Raw genomic sequence first — 15,628 nt, 5'->3', positions numbered from 1 at the left:
TGCTGACATCTCGAAGACGATGAAAAATATAGTTGAAACTGCGATCGTGTCTGCCGATCAGATGAGAGAAATTGAATCACAAATCTTTGCTGCAGGAATGCCTGTGGAGGCTTTGATGGAGAAGGCAGCGGGGTTGTGTTTTAACAAAATTATCAGTTTGTATCCCGTGGCAACTACTTCCTCAGTAGGAGTCTTAGCTGGACCAGGACATAACGGTGGTGATGCCTTAGTAATTGCCCGTGAACTCTACTTAGCGGGATATCAGGTTCAAGTATATCGTCCGTTTTTTAAGCTTAAAGAATTAACGGCAAACCATGCTAACTATGTGGCGAGTTTAGGCATTACGTTCTACGAAGATATTCAGCCCTTAAGTCATTGTCAATTAATTATTGATGGCTTATTTGGCTTTGGTTTAACCCGCAATTTGCCAGACAACATCATCAAAGCAATTGAGCTTATCAACAGTTGGTCGCAACCAGTGGTCAGCATCGATCTTCCTTCAGGCATCCATACTGATACAGGAGTAGTGATGGGAAACAGTATTAAGGCGACTCATACTCTTTGTTTAGGGTTGTGGAAAAGAGCCTTTTTTCAGGATCATGCTCTAGAATATTTGGGTCAAAGTAGTAGGATTGATTTTGGTTTACTACGACATCATATCTGGTCAGTATTACCCCAACCTATAGCGCTCAAGCAGATTACCAAAACGATCGCCCTGAGCTTTTTGCCCCTACCTCGCCCTGCCATTACCTATAAATATCGTCAAGGACACCTACTGTTAATTTGTGGCTCACGCACCTATGCAGGAGCAGCTATTTTATCTGCTTTGGGGGCGCGAGCAAGCGGAGTTGGCATGTTGTCGGTAGCTGTACCCGAATCTCTCAAACCAATGCTTACTAGCCATTTACCCGAAGCTTTAATCGTTGACTGTCCTGAAAATAAAACAGGAGCGATCGCCTCTTTACCCTTCTCCAATACCGATCTGAGTAAGTTTGATGTAGTTGCTTGTGGCCCAGGTTTAACCATTGGTGCTGCATCGGTAGTAAATACACTTTTACAGTCTGACTGTTGTTTAGTTTTGGATGCTGATGGACTAAATATTTTGGCAGAACATAATGTGGGTGAAGTTTTAAATGCACGCACTGCACCAACGGTTCTAACGCCTCATCTGGGAGAATTTAAACGTTTATTTCCTGAAGTCAGCGATCTAGAAGATCGCATCAATGCAGTCCAAACCGCAGCCCAAAAAAGTAGCGCAATTGTCGTACTCAAAGGAGCGAGAACGGCGATCGCCAATCCTCAAGGATTGACTTGGCTGGTTGCTCAAAGTACCCCCGCCCTAGCCAGAGGTGGCAGTGGTGATGTGTTAACTGGATTGACGGCAGGATTAGCTGCCCAAAGTAACCAAACCGAAGATAGCATGTTTAATGCCGTGGCTGCTGCTGCCTGGTGGCACGCTCAAGCAGGGATTAAAGCAGCGCAAGAACGGACTGAATTAGGAGTAGATGCGAAAACTCTAGCCGAATATTTAACGCCAACAATTAATCAGTTGTGGAATGAATAAACAAGCTGCAATGAACCAAATAATCAACATTTAAAATGCCTCAAAGGATCTCATCGTTACCTAACAACGATCGCCATTGCAAAACCATCATATCCTTTGCTACCAACTGTTTGGATTGCCGTTGATGATAATCGAGGCTCTGATGAGATAAGTTCGCAAAATTTACGTACACCTTGGACTTTTGGATCTAAGCTATTGGAATTGGCAACCTCGCCATTACGAACCACATTATCGGCAATAATTACCGTACCTGGACGAGAAAGCTTTAATGACCATTTGAGATAATCTGGATTACTCGGTTTATCTGCATCAATAAAAATGAAGTCATATGGTGGACTGTCTTCCTTATACAATTTTGCTAAAGTATCAATAGCCTTGCCGACTCGTACATCAACTATATTGGTTAAATTAGCTCTGGCAATATTTCTAACAGCCACTTCGGCATGTTTAGGATCGGCTTCTAAAGTAACCACGCATCCATCTGACGGTATAGCTCTTGCCAACCAAATAGTACTATAACCCCCAAGAGTGCCAATCTCAAGAATTCGTCGCGCTCCCTGCATTTGAACAAGTAATTGAAGTAGCTTTCCTTGATTGGGAGCAACATTATGCTGAGGTAGTCCAGCAGCATTACTATTTTGCAAAGTATTATCTAAAACAGTATCTATAGGTATGAGGACATCGCTAAAATAATTGTCTACTGCATTCCAAGTCTTTTGGTTCAAGATAATTTACCCTCTCGAAATGATCAACAACTTGCTTTCATATTATGCTCTATTCCTATAGATATTAAGATAATCCAATTTCTTTAGTAACCTGGTGTTTAAATCTCTGTTAGTCAGTTCCGTGATACTCATTAGTCAGTTGCCCAACGCCGATCCTAAATTTAAACAACTGAAAACGCAGCTTGAAAGTTATGGCTTTCAGGTCAATATTGCTGTTCCACCAAATATCAATTTCACGAAGCAGCAGAATGGTTTCAGGCGAAAAGTGAGCAAGCCTTATGGTATGCTGCACCCCAAAAGTAAATCAATTTGGATTAACCCGATTGTATTTGAACTTGGTTTTAGTCAAGCGACTTTGATCCATGAAAGTGTTCATGCTGCTCAATATTGTGCTGGAAATGGTCTGCTTCAGCCAATCAATTTAGAGCTTAAACCCATTCCCCAAGCTCTACCCTTTTTTAAAAGATATGTTGATACCCAGCGTCAAAATTTGGAAAGAGAGGCTTATACAGTGCAATCTCAGCCAAACAGTTATGAATTAGCTAGGTCATTGCTAGAAGAGCATTGCCAGTAGATACTTCTACTTCTGAAAATACTTATTCTCAGTACAAAACACGGGGCTTCACAGACGGTAGCTAAATATGCTTGAATTTATTAAACAAACACAAAGCAAGTTAGAAAAAAGCATATGTCAGAACTAAGCTTGGTTAAAGGTAGCTGTCTCTGCGGTGCGGTCAAGATTGCTACAGCTAGCATTAATCATCATGTAGCAGCGTGCCATTGTAGTATATGTCGTAAATGGGGAGGAGGCGCTTTATTAGGAGTTGAATGTGACAATGGTGTTAGTTTTGAGGGGACAGAAAATATCGGCGTCTATCAATCTTCAGAATGGGCCGAACGTGGCTTCTGCAATAAGTGTGGCACTCATTTATTTTATAGATTAAAAGAAAATCATCATTACTATATACCCGTAGGTATTTTTGATAGTAAATTAGATCTTGTTTTTGATCTTCAAGTATTTATTGAAGAAAAACCCGCATATTACTCTTTTGCTAATGAAACTAAAAACATGACGGGAGAAGAGTTATTTGCCATGTTGACACCCCCATCATCCCAGGAATAACTGGAAAGTTATCTTAAAGGCGATCGCCTACCTAAAACTAGCGTAAAATCAATTGAGAGTTTTTTAAGTTACAGCACCATAAATTTTTTCAATTCTTCAGTATCTTTACTTTTAATATCTAAAAAATTTAAGAATTTACCAACAAACTTGAGTTAAGTCTAAGAAAAAGGACAGGTAATGAACTAAAAACAATGGCAAATTCAGTTAACTTATCCTTCATTTGAGGGAGATAATAGTGATTTTGTCCACTTACTTAATGCACTTTAATTTACAGGTCGAAGAATATTACCGTAAACATAGTTAGCAATTCTAATACCTGCATCAGAACCAGCATAAGCATCAAATTGATAGTGAATTCCCAAATAAATACGACTGCGCGCATTTTCTAGCAAAGCTTCAGTGAAACTTTTGAAAGATCTTTGCTTTTTGGGACGTGGTTTGCCATCCATACCAATATTTACACCATTAAACTCATCTGAACTCAAGGCAAATGATAGATCATCTTTGCCATAAAAACGTCTGAGAGTCCAGAAGATAGCAGCACCAAAAGTAGCGTGTCCAGATGTATAAGAAGGGAAGTTGGGAGTAAAATTAACCCGCCCAGGCTCATTAGTGCGAGGTGCGCCCAAAGGTTCAAAATTAGGATCGCCAGTGGTCAAAACATTGCCATCTTGTTGTGCATTTCTTACTGCCAAAATAGGTCGCCAGATATTATAAAAATATTTGGTATCCCAACATTGAATACCTGCATCTGCCATCGCCAGATTTACCAAAGCAAACAGGCGTGCATTTTGCGCTAAATTATTTTTTTGCAGCATCGCAACTTCTCGGACATTTTGATTGTAAAGACGTGGAGGAGTGCCGATTTTTTGAGCGCCATCATAAGCCCAAAAAATGCCGATTTCTGTTTGGTCTGGGGTGCGAGTAGGAGAATTTTTAGCTCCATTCAATTTAACATCATTGAATGAATCAGCATAGGCAGCACTTTGTAACTCAGGAGGGGCTGGAGAGCGAAAGCTAATTATGTTGGGTACAACAAAAGGTTTTACAAGTCCCCATCGGGGAGTACTAAATCCTTGATCGGTATTTAAGGGGTCTAGATCATGCTGCCCTGGCAAACCTCCTGGTTGATAAAGCATAGGGGCATTGCTACCATCATTGTTACGCGCATCAAGTATCCGTTTGCCAATATCTGTGCCAACAGCAATACCTTCGGTGAGCGAAGACCCAGAAGGAAGTGTATTGAGAAAATTATCTCTTTCTGTAGTAAATGTGGCTTCCTGCCCTGGATACAAAGTTTTTAAGGTGATAAACGCTGCTTGAGCGATCGCCGCTTCTTTGGAAGCAGTACCAGGAAAGGGAGGTAAATTTTTTAAATAAGGAGTAAAGGCGTGAGCAATCACATTAAAAGCATCAAACATCGCCACATGGACAATTGCCAAAGCGCGGGAGGTTCGCGTTGGACCACGCTGATTGACTTTTTGTGCTGTACCAGTGTGGTCATTGGCAACCGCATTTAAAGCGATGTTATTCCAAACTAAGATAGCATCCGTATTCATTTGTTACTTCCTCTTAAATATATTCACTATTTGTATGTATCTAGTGCAATCCTATATTGCTTAAATATTGGGAAGTCTCATGAAACTCACTTGAAAGCTCATTTGAAAGCTCACTAAAAAACTCATTTTGCTCTAAGCTCAACATTAACTCTGGTACAGATGCAACTTTTACAGACCTAACATTTTACGTCTCTATGTTTTACCTCTTGACTCTTGACTCTTGACTCTTGACTCACTACAACATAAACGTAAACCTGATAAAACAAAGTAATGATAGTAATTGGTTTAATGAGTGGCACTTCGGTGGATGGAATTGACGCTGCCTTGGTGAAAATTAAGGGTACAGAGCAAGACCTAGAAGTAAAGGTACTAGCAGAGATAACCTTTGCTTATCCTGAAGAGCTAAGAGAGCGAATATTAGCTATTTGTGGGGGAGAAAGCCTAAACATAGCTGAATTGGCAGAATTAGATGATGCGATCGCTATTGAGTTTGCTAATGCTGCTCAACAAATTCAAGCTCAACATCAAACAGCAGACCTAATTGGTTCTCATGGTCAAACTATCTATCATCGACCACCTCTTAAAGATCAACTAGGCTATAGCTATCAAGTTGGCAGAGGAGAAGTGATTGCTTACCTCACAGGTATTCAGACTATTAGTAATTTTCGGGCAGCGGATATTGCAGCAGGAGGAGAAGGCGCACCACTGGTATCAAAAATCGATCTTTGCTTATTGTCTCACCCGACTAAAACTAGAGCAATTCAAAATCTAGGTGGCATTGGCAACGTGACTTATTTACCTCCCAAGTCAACAGCTAACTGGGATACACAAATATTTGGCTGGGATACTGGCCCAGCAAATGCTTTATTAGACCTCGCTGTAGCTCGTTTGACTAATGGCACTAAAACCTACGATCAAAATGGTCAATGGGCAGCTCAAGGTAAGCCAAATCAGGAACTAGTAGCCCAGTGGTTACAGCAAGACTTTTTTCAACAGTCGCCCCCAAAATCTACAGGGAGAGAACTATTTAGTCAGGATTATTTAGAGCAATGTTGGCAAGAAATGGATGAGCAGGATTTGGGACCAAGCGATCGCCTGGCGACTTTAACCGAACTCACGGTTGCTTCTATCGTTCATAGTTACCGCCAGTTTTTACCTCAGATGCCTGACGAGGTTTTACTTTGTGGTGGAGGGAGTAGAAATTTATATCTGAGACAACGCCTACAAGCTGAGTTAATATCGGCACAGATTGGTACAACTGATGAAGTGGGAATTGATGGAAATTTTAAAGAGGCGATCGCGTTTGCCGTTTTAGCATATTGGCGAGTTAAATCGATTCCTGGCAATTTACCTCAAGTTACAGGAGCAGTTAAACCAGTGTTATTGGGGGATGTTCACCCATCTATTCATGTATGTAAATAGCAAATATAGCTATTATGACCAGGGCAAAATTGAGAGGATAAAGGTTTATGGCTCATAGTTTTCTAATTGAAGCTGGTTATTGGCATGTAACTGGTTATTGGCTCAAGCCAAATTTAGCCCCAATTCTCCTGGAGGGAGGAATAAAGATTGATTGGAAAAGAGCCAACTGGTTCAAGCTAACTACGAGCCTAACTTGTGACGATGAAACAAGGACGGAAATTATTTACCAATACCGTGGCAATCTGAATTATGAGGCAAAACACTATACTTATGTTGCTCAACATAGTCTTTTAGGGAATATTGAGGGAGAGGGTAGATTGGGACAGCAATCAATCATTCAGTATTACTGGTTTATCGGCACTGGTAGCAAACATAAAGGATTAGATACATATGTCTGCCTAGATCAAAATACTTACTATCTAACTAGCAATATTTTAGATGGTCACAGTATTAAGCAGACGATTGAAGCAACCCTAAGACGTTAGCTCACTTTAACCGATATTAGCAGCCAAAATTGATTTAAGAAACTTACCCCGATAGAAGATGAATAAAGATACCAATCAAGGTCGTTTACTTGCCAATCGCTACGAATTATCCGAACTTGTCGGAGAAGGTGCAATGGGCAGAGTTTACCGCGCCAAAGATACTGTATTAGGGGGTGTGATCGTCGCCGTTAAATTCTTAGCTCAAGCTCTCATGAATGATAGTATGCGCGATCGCTTTGAACGAGAGGCAACCATTTCGGCTCTCTTGGGCGAAAAGAGTATTCATGTGGTCAGGGTCAAAGACTATGGGGTAGATGAACATAACTCTCCTTTCTATGTGATGGAGTTTCTGGCGGGAGAAAGCATCAACGAGCTAATTTCCTATCAACCAATACCCCTTAAAAGATTTCTGATTTTAGCTCGTCATGTTTGTCTGGGATTAGAAGCTGCTCATCAAGGAATTTCCTTTAATGGCGAATTGTGTCGAATCATTCACCGCGATATTAAGCCAAGCAATATAATCGTCTTGCAAGACCCTACATTAGGGGAAGTGGCAAAAATTCTTGATTTTGGCATTGCTAAACTAATTCAGGCAAGTGCTAACCAAACTCAGTCTTTTATGGGAACTTTAGCCTATTGTTCTCCCGAACAGATGGAAGGCAAAGAGCTAGACAGTCGTTCTGATATCTATAGCTTAGGTGTCATGATGTACGAAATGCTCACCATGGATATGCCTTTGTTGCCTCAAAACTCATCCTTTGGTGGTTGGTATCAGGCTCATCATAATTTCAAGCCAGAGCCTTTCAGCGCCAGGCTAAATTTGCCTGAAGAATTACAAAATTTAGTATTTCGCTGTTTGGAAAAAGAAAGAGATCTACGACCTCAAAGCGCCCGTGAGATTATGGAAACTCTAGAAAAGATCGAACGGCAATCTCAATTTGGCAAAACTAATCCTGGATTAAACATCAACACGCCTGAACATCTCAGTAAAAATACAGCTAAAAATACTCTAGATATTACTTTAAATACCACATTTTCTCGTCATGCTACTCTCAATGCAGTTAATAATCGTACTGTCAATGCCGAAACTTCAGTAACGGAAATTTGTTTACAGACTCCTTGGCCTCAGGATAAACCGTTAAGCAAAATTGTTTTTGCTCAGATAATCGATACTCCGTTGGGAGAAGTCCCTGTACTTTGCGTCATGCTGGAACAAGAAGATATCTATCAAAGAATTTCTTGTACCCGCTACAATCAATTTTTATATTTGGCAAATCCCCATCCTACATTGCTTTGGATTACCGTACTCTACAATTCTGAACATGGTGTCAAATGGCTTCCCTGTTATTTAGACCTCAAATCTCATAAAGGACAAGGAATTGCTCGCACCATGGCAAATCAAGGTAAATATCGAATTCTTTTCTATAGTTTAGATGAACCTCGACAATGTCAGCATATTATTACCTCTATAATTAACCTCCGTAACTGTCAAATGCTCCAGGAGTGGGCGAACTTAAGTCAAGTGACTAAAAGTTTGGGGGATGCCAAAATAGCCAAAAAAGTTCTTCAACAAGAGTTAGAAAAGCTCAAAGACAAAATTTTAACTAAAGTTAAAGCTTCTAAATTGACTGATGTTAATGCAGGGGGATAGTCAGACTATTAGTATGAGTTGGGAATAATAGGGCGAACAGTTGTTCGCCCCTCAATACGATATTTATTTGCTGCTTAACTTATGTCCTTCAATAACTAGCTCATTTTCTCTTAAGCAGCGTAACCAACCATGAAGACGACGAATGGCATCGCGATTTTTGAGTAATCCTGAATTTTGTTCTTTTTTAGTTAAGCGAACAAACTTTTTATAGCTAGGATAATCGGGCGCAACCAAAGCATCTTTTTGATGCAGGATTAAAGGATTAGTTTCGTCAGAAATATCATGATAGGTGACAGAGAGATTGTGCAAATCTACTTCCATAGTTGCCTGGAGAGTAGGATGTGCCTGAGTATCAAACTCTGGATAAACCAAATAAGTTATTTTAGGCTTATTGTAATAAATTTTGACGATATTAGCATTTTCTAAGCGATAGAAGTTACGGCTAGCACAACCTTCATACAGTCTCAACAGAGGAGGTAGTTTTTCTAATGCACTGATGTGTACGGCGATCGCTCCATCAAGCTGTTTACCAATATTGCTTGTTTGACAAAGATTGGCAATTTTTTTGAGATCTCCAACATGGATTAGGAGAATATCAGCAATAGTACAGGCTTGTTTATAGCTACCAAATAAGGCTTTGACATCGGCTTTGATTTCAGGAGATAGCTTTCTAATGGTAGGGCGACCACTAAATTTACCCAATGCTAAATAGACTAAAAGATCTTGACGACGTTTTTCAGCGATCGCATCCCATTCATGGCGATCTGTTGCTTGAAGAATTAATTTAAAAGCGCGCTGGTAACTGCGAAACTCTTCTTTAATAGCTGCTTCTGAGGCTAATTCTCCCTTCGCTGGCAAACGACCTCTTTTGGTATAAAAATCCATTAAAGGAGTCAATAAATCGCGATAGTCTTCAAAGTTCCTGACTTTGCCTTGAATACGCGGAGTGCTAAGGCGTGAATATAGACGAGAAGCGCGGAAAAACTCGGCTTCAGTTTCATGACGAAAGACTAAATAAATTCCTAAGCCAGCAGGAATCGATTCTACCTCTAATACCTGCTCGATATACAGTTTTAGCTCTTCCTGTTCATAGTATTTTTGAAAAGTGTTGCGGTTAGTTACAACACCATCACCATATGCCACTAAACCACGACGGCGATCGTCTACTAATACCTGTGCTGAGATGATTAATACCCTTTGGGTTAGTGACCATGCCTTAATTAGAGCCTGTCTTCTTTCGGCTATGTCTTCAATGACGTTAATGATATAACCCAAATTGACAATATCAGCAGACTCAAGATTAGTATTCGGGCGATAAAACGGATCCCAGCCAGAGGCTGCATACCCGTGATTTTTAATTTGTTTAATATCTTCACCACAGCCACAGCCATAATCAAAAAAGGTCGTTCCTTCTCTAAATAAGTCAGCTTCTAAAGCAATTCTGACAGGACGGGATAACTCTGAACGTTTAAGGGCTGCTTTGTGTCGCTCGATTAAGATAGTCTGCTTTTGTGCTACAGGAGAATCAATTGGACAGGCAACATGATGATCGACTAAGGAAACACCTTCCTGCAACAGCAAACGAGTCCACTCTTGCAAGGTACCAATATGCCGAGAATTATCCAACAAACCTAAAGCTACTTCTTTTTTAGTTAATTCAGCAAAGGTTTGATACAAAGGATAATTTTCATTCACAAAAGTTTCTTTACGATGCAAAATTGGTGGATTGTGTGAGTTATGGTATTGTCTGACTGACACTTGTTCTGTAGCCAAGTCCACCACAATGCTCTGATGTAGTTGTGGGTGAGGATCTCGATCAAAATCTGGATAGTACAAATAAGAAATTTTGGGTCGATCAGTACCAAATTTGACAATAGTAGCGCAGTCGAGACTATTGACCAGATTTCTGGCTCGACTCTCATACTCTTTCAGCATAGGATCGAGGTCAGATAAAGCATCAGTATGGACATAGAGAGCATCGGGTAAATGCTTGCCTATTTTGCTGTTTTTACAGTAAGAGACAATTGTGGAAAATTTTTCAAGAGTTACCATCATTCAGTATCAGTCAATTGCTATTGGTGATCGATCATCAGTGTTAACCTGACACATTTTTACGAGCATTACATACGGACAAGTCATTTATTTTGTGTCCTGTGGGGACGAAGAATTTCACGCCTTTTTAACTTAATCGTTTTGCAATTATAGCTAGTCAAAAAATGAAATATCATATTGGTTTTAGTCAATCAGATCTTGGTGCTGATGCCCCTCAATCGGTAATATTATCGGGAGAGCCTGAGCGATCGCACTATATTGCCCAAACTTACTTAAAAAACACTAAATTACTGTCACAATATCGAGGACTCCATAGTTATCTGGGCAATTTGCCCAACGGCAAGCCTATATTAGTCGCTACTAGTGGCATGGGCGCTCCTTCTTTAAGTATCGTCGTCAATGAACTAGTGCAGGTTGGAATTAAGCAGTTTATTCGAGTTGGTACTTGTGGTTCAATTCAGCCTTTTATTTTAATTGGTGATATTGTTATATCTCAAGCAAGTTTATGTCGCCAAGGGGCAGCTTTGGACATCGCTCCCCCAGAGTATCCTGCCGTTGCCGATCCTTTTCTGACCGTCGCCTTAGTAGAAACTGCTCGTAGACTAAATATCCCCTATCATTTGGGTATTACCGCCTCAGTAGACGGTTTTTATGAAGGACAGGAGCGAGTTGAGTCTTCGGCTAATCCCTATCTTCAGTCTTGGCTGAAAGGAATTACGGCTCAATACCGCCAACTCAATATTTTAAATTACGAAATGGAATTAGGAACTTTATTTAAAATGGCTGGGGTATATGGTTTTACTGCTGCCTGTGTCTGTGGGGTTGTCGCTCAACGCACCGCAGCCGAGTCAATCGTCATGGCAGATAAAGATGCTGCGGTTAAACGAGCTATCGAAGTCGCCATTCAAACTATTTCTCAAGAGCAAAGCTGATGCTAAGAGCGAGAATTTGATTCTTCAATCTCTGTGCTGGTAGATAGCTTTTTGACTTGAGAGTTAGACCCCAAAGAACGCTTGGCAGATACCTCTAACTCTACTTTTAATCCAGGCTGAAGATATTCTGGAGGAATTGGCAGTTGCCCCAACTTTAAAGTGAATAAATTTCCCGATTGAGCGATCGCCTGTGGCGGAATTGCTCCTTCGTACTTGGTCTGATAAACCGTACTTCTGCTGCCAAAAAAGTTTTTGTCCTCCGATTCTTCGCCGACACGGTATTTCAGAGAAAATTCGCTAGCAATTAAATTTGACTTTTCCGCTTCATCAAATATATCTAGCTCTAAATTTGCCCCCTGTCCAAATAAGCCATCAATTTTCAAATCAGCTACATCTTCAGTACGCACAGCATTAAACACATGTAGCTCCGTCAGCTTATCTCGCTTGGAAGCTTTAGTTTCCAACCAGAGATCTTTGGGCAAGACAATATTGGCATCATTTTCTCCTTTGAGACTCAGGGTAATTTGCTGATCTGCAAAATCTTCTACTGGCTGGGGAGCATCCCACACGACCAAAACGGAATGTTCATGACGCGCTACCAATTCTTGATATTGGTCAGCAATAATTGAACCTGGCGCAAACAAAGATGAGGCATTATTTTTGCTTTGCCAAATATTTTTCGAGAGTGTAAAACCTCGACCTTGTAATTCACTAATTGGTGCGGTGGCTTCAGGAAAATCAGGAGAAAGAGATTTATCCATGTTTATTAGGGTCAAATTGCCCATCTTACCGTTGATACCTCTGCGCCCTTCTCTTCCTTTTCTACCTGAATACCCATCAGTACATTGAAACTCTTGCGTAGTACAGCTATAATCTGAACTTCCAGGTTCACCAAAGCAAGTCTTTTCATTCCAAGAAGGGCGATCGCAGTCACAACCTGCTCCTCCGTCTCCCGCTATTCCAGATTCACCACCTTCTCCTCCCGCAGCAATCACATAAATCTGCTTAAGATACTCTTTATTAGTGGCGTATACTGTCAAAGAACCGCCATTACCGCCGACTCCGCCATCTCCGCCATCTCCGCCACTGCCACCATCAGCACCTTGTAGGTTTTGACCAACAGCTTCCGTTGGCTTCTCACAAACAGCATCGTAGCCTTTTGCTCCTGCTTCTCCGCTGTCACCATTGCCCCCTGCTAGATCAAGAGTCATCGGTGTTCCATCAGCAAACACCGTCAAGTTATCGCTATTGCGACCATTCGCTCCTTTTGCTCCAGTTTCTCCCGTGTCTCCACTTTCTCCTAAAGTTTTCACCTCTGCTGCCACCACTCTAGAGCAGAGAAGCCCTGGCGTGACCGAAGAAGAAGAAAAAAATTGTGGCACGGATAAAATTGTTACAAATAGGGTCAGTTTACTAAAAAAACGTATTTGCATAGTCAATAAAACTATTTTAATCGTATCTTACTTATATTTGTTGTTCGTGTATCGCACATTTTTGCGTTTTTGTCACTTTTTTTTTAGCTTTAATTGACCAAGTTTATTAAACTTAATTTATTGAAAATGAAAACTGAAAAATATTTTAGTAGTTTTACATAATACTCTCTATATTCAGATATCTTAGGTATAAAGGCTTAAATAGAAAAAATATAATGAAACGTTGGTTAATAAGTTTATTGATCATTTTTTTTCTCAATGTTGTCATCGGGTTAAGACAAGTAGCGATCGCATCAAACATCCAGACTGGAGATCTAACAGAACAACAAATTGCTCAGGGTGAAAAAATCGCCAAAAAAGCTTTTCAAGCAGCACAGCAGGGGGATTTTGCGCGAGCAGAAACATATTGGACAACTTTGGTCGAAAATTTTCCTGAAAATCCTGCGGTTTGGAGTAATCGAGGTAACGTGCGTATTGGTCAATATAAGCTGGCTGAAGCGATCTCTGACTTCAACCACTCAATTGAAATTGCCCCAGAATATCCTGATGCTTACTTAAATCGTGGAATTGCTTACGAAGGACAAAAACTTTGGTCCGAGGCGATCGCCGATTACAACCATGTGTTATCTATTACTCCTCAAGATCCAGTTGCTTTAAATAATCGAGGCAATGCTAAAGCAGGGCAGCAACAATGGCAGGATGCATTGGATGACTATCAACAGGCTGCCGATCTGGCTCCAACTTTTCCTTTAGCACGCGGTAATGCTTCTTTGATTCAATATCAGTTAGGCGATCATTCAGAAGCAATTCGTAATATGCGTAACTTAGTACGTAAATATCCCATGTATTCCGATATGCGTGCTGCGCTAGCTGCAACTTTATGGGTAGAAGGAAAGCAAGGCGAAGCAGAAAGCAATTGGGTTGCAGCAGTTGGTTTAGACAATCGCTATCAAGATCTTAACTGGATTGAAAATATTCGTCGCTGGCCACCAGCAATGATTCAAGCTCTATCAAGATTTTTAAATCTTAATTAACATTTTTAGATTTTCCTACTTAAATGAACAATTCTGCTTTCCCAGAGTCTCTATCTTTTCCTCAAGCGATCGCTGCTACTCAATCTTTAATGGATCAAATTAACTCTAATCAATTAAGCGAACTTGAAGCTCAACAACAAATTTCGTCTATACTAAGCAGCAAAAATGGTGGAAGGGGATTTTTCGTTGCTTATTTGACCAGCGACATGGCTTGGGCAGATAATCCTTCTGAAGGAGTGCTGAATGGATTAAAATCTACGCAGGAGATGTCTTGCGAATTATTAGTCAAAAATTTAGCTATGTCTTCAGCTATGATTGTTGCCCATAGTCTCAATAATGATTCAGACAATGTTGCTGGCTCTGAAAAAGTTTATCGACGTACCTGCAATTTAATTCGACAATTAAACTTGCAATTAGTCAATGAAAAGCTGCAAGAATTACAGAACACGATTAAAAATGGTAGAGGTGAATATCAACAGTTTATTGAACGCTGGTGTTACAACTCTAAACAAAAAAAAGCAATTCAAGACGCTATTTCTGAATTTTTAATTTGATCTAGTTTAAGTTTGAGCTAGTTGCATCTATTCTAAGTATCTTCAGAAACTGGATCAACCTCGAATTTGTAGCCGACACCTCTAACAGTCTGAATGAAAGAGGGTTCTGCTGAATCAATCTCAATTTTTTTACGGATTTGACCAATGTGAACATCAACAACTCTTTGATCACCCACATAATCATAATCCCAAACACTTTGAATTAATTCATCTCTACGCCATACTCTTCCTGGGCGAGTAGCTAAAAAATGTAGTAAATCAAATTCTAATGCTGTCAAAAGGATAAACTGATCATTAATCTTTACTTCACGACGAACAGGATCAATAACCATATTGCTAAAAACTAAAGGCTGTTTTTCCGATGTAGAGACTGTCCGCTGCCTTTTTAAGATAGCTTTGACTCGATATTCTAATTCTTGAAGATCAAAAGGTTTGGTCAAATAATCATCTGCACCTTTGAGAAAACCTTCTTTTTTATCAGCAGCATCGGATCTACTAGTTAACATTAAAATAAAAACATCAGTGTTTCTCTGCATCTCTTCGCACAGGTTGTAGCCTAAAGCATCTGGAAGATTTACATCTAAAATTACTAAATCAGGGTTAAATTGTTCAAAAGCCTTTAATGCACTTTGACCGTCCACAGCAGACTCAAGTAAATAATCTTTCTGACTGAGAAAACGAAATATTAAATTGCGAATTGCTGGGTCATCATCTACAACTAGAATTTTAGCGGAAGCGGTATGCATAATTTTAACAGTAAACTAAAAAATAAAGCGAAAAATCGCTCAGAAAAATGAGCAAAGCTTGCATTCAGTCTTCTAGACAATTATCTATGCATAACTGGATAATGCCAAGAATATAAATCATTTTTAAAATTATACTAATTGTGCAGAGTACAATTTACAACCAAGAAAATTCCTAAGAAGAAAACTCATCTTTACATATTAGTTAAAGATGAGTTTTTTGCCATTGTTATATATTACGGCATTCAATATTTAGCCAATCAAAAAAAAAAGAAGAACCTGGCACTGAGCTATTTTCCCGAGGGGCTACCCCCCAAGTATCTTCGCCGCAACAGCGTTTCACAATCGAGT

At 40.0% G+C, this 15,628-nt stretch carries 14 protein-coding genes; 9 read left to right on the top strand and 5 right to left on the bottom strand.

The genetic code is table 11. The annotated features are described in order from the left end of the window. Positions 1–19: 19 nt before the first annotated feature. Positions 20–1,564 (top strand): NAD(P)H-hydrate dehydratase, encoded by a 1,545-nt coding sequence (locus tag C7B62_RS03860; RefSeq protein ID WP_106233300.1) that lies wholly within the window; start codon positions 20–22, stop codon positions 1,562–1,564. 56 nt (positions 1,565–1,620) lie between these two features. On the opposite strand, the gene C7B62_RS03855 is transcribed toward C7B62_RS03860, so the two are convergent. Beyond that, on the bottom strand, positions 1,621–2,292 hold the full coding sequence (locus C7B62_RS03855) for an O-methyltransferase (RefSeq protein ID WP_106233299.1): 672 nt from the start codon (positions 2,290–2,292) through the stop codon (positions 1,621–1,623). Positions 2,293–2,383: 91 nt separating this feature from the next. On the opposite strand from C7B62_RS03855, the gene C7B62_RS03850 reads away from it, so the two are divergent. Together C7B62_RS03850 and C7B62_RS03845 are read left to right on the top strand one after the other, a co-directional pair. Beyond that, the gene (locus C7B62_RS03850) at positions 2,384–2,863 is read left to right on the top strand and encodes a hypothetical protein (protein ID WP_106233298.1); all 480 of its coding nucleotides are present in this window, start codon (positions 2,384–2,386) and stop codon (positions 2,861–2,863) included. Positions 2,864–2,977: 114 nt separating this feature from the next. Then, positions 2,978–3,412, top strand: a complete 435-nt coding sequence (locus C7B62_RS03845) for a GFA family protein (protein ID WP_106233297.1) — start codon at positions 2,978–2,980, stop codon at positions 3,410–3,412. Positions 3,413–3,675: 263 nt separating this feature from the next. On the opposite strand, the gene C7B62_RS03840 is transcribed toward C7B62_RS03845, so the two are convergent. Next, the gene (locus C7B62_RS03840; protein ID WP_106233296.1) at positions 3,676–4,971 is read right to left on the bottom strand and encodes a vanadium-dependent haloperoxidase; all 1,296 of its coding nucleotides are present in this window, start codon (positions 4,969–4,971) and stop codon (positions 3,676–3,678) included. Between the two features lie 270 nt (positions 4,972–5,241). Here C7B62_RS03840 and C7B62_RS03835 point away from each other — a divergent pair, with 270 nt between their 5' ends. From C7B62_RS03835 to C7B62_RS03825, 3 genes are read left to right on the top strand one after another with little or no spacing between them, the layout of a single operon-like run. Further along, on the top strand, positions 5,242–6,393 hold the full coding sequence (locus tag C7B62_RS03835; RefSeq protein ID WP_106233295.1) for an anhydro-N-acetylmuramic acid kinase: 1,152 nt from the start codon (positions 5,242–5,244) through the stop codon (positions 6,391–6,393). A gap of 47 nt (positions 6,394–6,440) precedes the next feature. Further along, positions 6,441–6,878 carry a hypothetical protein gene (locus C7B62_RS03830; protein ID WP_106233294.1) on the top strand — a complete coding sequence of 146 codons (438 nt, stop codon included), beginning with the start codon at positions 6,441–6,443 and terminating at the stop codon, positions 6,876–6,878. A 58-nt stretch (positions 6,879–6,936) separates the two neighbouring features. Further along, complete coding sequence (locus C7B62_RS03825; protein WP_106233293.1) at positions 6,937–8,529, top strand: serine/threonine-protein kinase; 1,593 nt, start codon at positions 6,937–6,939, stop codon at positions 8,527–8,529. Positions 8,530–8,592: 63 nt separating this feature from the next. Here C7B62_RS03825 and C7B62_RS03820 read toward each other — a convergent pair whose 3' ends face one another. After that, positions 8,593–10,584: a DNA phosphorothioation-associated putative methyltransferase gene (locus C7B62_RS03820; protein WP_106233292.1), complete on the bottom strand. Its 1,992-nt coding sequence runs from the start codon at positions 10,582–10,584 to the stop codon at positions 8,593–8,595. Between the two features lie 161 nt (positions 10,585–10,745). Between C7B62_RS03820 and C7B62_RS03815 the strand changes: the two genes are divergently transcribed. Continuing rightward, positions 10,746–11,513: a nucleoside phosphorylase gene (locus tag C7B62_RS03815; protein WP_106233291.1), complete on the top strand. Its 768-nt coding sequence runs from the start codon at positions 10,746–10,748 to the stop codon at positions 11,511–11,513. A 2-nt stretch (positions 11,514–11,515) separates the two neighbouring features. Here the strand turns inward: C7B62_RS03815 and C7B62_RS03810 are convergent, their stop codons facing one another. After that, the gene (locus C7B62_RS03810; RefSeq protein WP_233219802.1) at positions 11,516–12,895 is read right to left on the bottom strand and encodes a collagen-like protein; all 1,380 of its coding nucleotides are present in this window, start codon (positions 12,893–12,895) and stop codon (positions 11,516–11,518) included. Between the two features lie 266 nt (positions 12,896–13,161). Between C7B62_RS03810 and C7B62_RS03805 the strand changes: the two genes are divergently transcribed. Beyond that, positions 13,162–13,980 carry a tetratricopeptide repeat protein gene (locus tag C7B62_RS03805; RefSeq protein ID WP_106233289.1) on the top strand — a complete coding sequence of 273 codons (819 nt, stop codon included), beginning with the start codon at positions 13,162–13,164 and terminating at the stop codon, positions 13,978–13,980. A 23-nt stretch (positions 13,981–14,003) separates the two neighbouring features. Further along, positions 14,004–14,534 (top strand): hypothetical protein, encoded by a 531-nt coding sequence (locus C7B62_RS03800; RefSeq protein WP_106233288.1) that lies wholly within the window; start codon positions 14,004–14,006, stop codon positions 14,532–14,534. Positions 14,535–14,566: 32 nt separating this feature from the next. On the opposite strand, the gene C7B62_RS03795 is transcribed toward C7B62_RS03800, so the two are convergent. Next, positions 14,567–15,280, bottom strand: a complete 714-nt coding sequence (locus tag C7B62_RS03795; protein ID WP_106233287.1) for a response regulator transcription factor — start codon at positions 15,278–15,280, stop codon at positions 14,567–14,569. Positions 15,281–15,628: the final 348 nt, after the last annotated feature.

The sequence above is a fragment of the Pleurocapsa sp. CCALA 161 genome (assembly GCF_003003995.1).
In the GTDB taxonomy this organism is placed as follows: domain Bacteria; phylum Cyanobacteriota; class Cyanobacteriia; order Cyanobacteriales; family Xenococcaceae; genus Waterburya.
Note: the sequence above shows the minus strand (reverse complement) of the source record. Positions and strands in the feature narration are given on the sequence as shown.

Excerpts from the sequence above, each read along its gene's own strand:
- C7B62_RS03805 (WP_106233289.1), top strand. The coding sequence starts at position 13,162 with ATGAAACGTTGGTTAATAAGTTTATTGATCATTTTTTTTCTCAATGTT.
- C7B62_RS03840 (WP_106233296.1), bottom strand. The coding sequence starts at position 4,971 with ATGAATACGGATGCTATCTTAGTTTGGAATAACATCGCTTTAAATGCG.
- C7B62_RS03835 (WP_106233295.1), top strand. The coding sequence starts at position 5,242 with ATGATAGTAATTGGTTTAATGAGTGGCACTTCGGTGGATGGAATTGAC.
- C7B62_RS03860 (WP_106233300.1), top strand. The coding sequence starts at position 20 with ATGAAAAATATAGTTGAAACTGCGATCGTGTCTGCCGATCAGATGAGA.
- C7B62_RS03845 (WP_106233297.1), top strand. The coding sequence starts at position 2,978 with ATGTCAGAACTAAGCTTGGTTAAAGGTAGCTGTCTCTGCGGTGCGGTC.
- C7B62_RS03820 (WP_106233292.1), bottom strand. The coding sequence starts at position 10,584 with ATGATGGTAACTCTTGAAAAATTTTCCACAATTGTCTCTTACTGTAAA.
- C7B62_RS03825 (WP_106233293.1), top strand. The coding sequence starts at position 6,937 with ATGAATAAAGATACCAATCAAGGTCGTTTACTTGCCAATCGCTACGAA.
- C7B62_RS03830 (WP_106233294.1), top strand. The coding sequence starts at position 6,441 with ATGGCTCATAGTTTTCTAATTGAAGCTGGTTATTGGCATGTAACTGGT.
- C7B62_RS03815 (WP_106233291.1), top strand. The coding sequence starts at position 10,746 with ATGAAATATCATATTGGTTTTAGTCAATCAGATCTTGGTGCTGATGCC.
- C7B62_RS03795 (WP_106233287.1), bottom strand. The coding sequence starts at position 15,280 with ATGCATACCGCTTCCGCTAAAATTCTAGTTGTAGATGATGACCCAGCA.
- C7B62_RS03800 (WP_106233288.1), top strand. The coding sequence starts at position 14,004 with ATGAACAATTCTGCTTTCCCAGAGTCTCTATCTTTTCCTCAAGCGATC.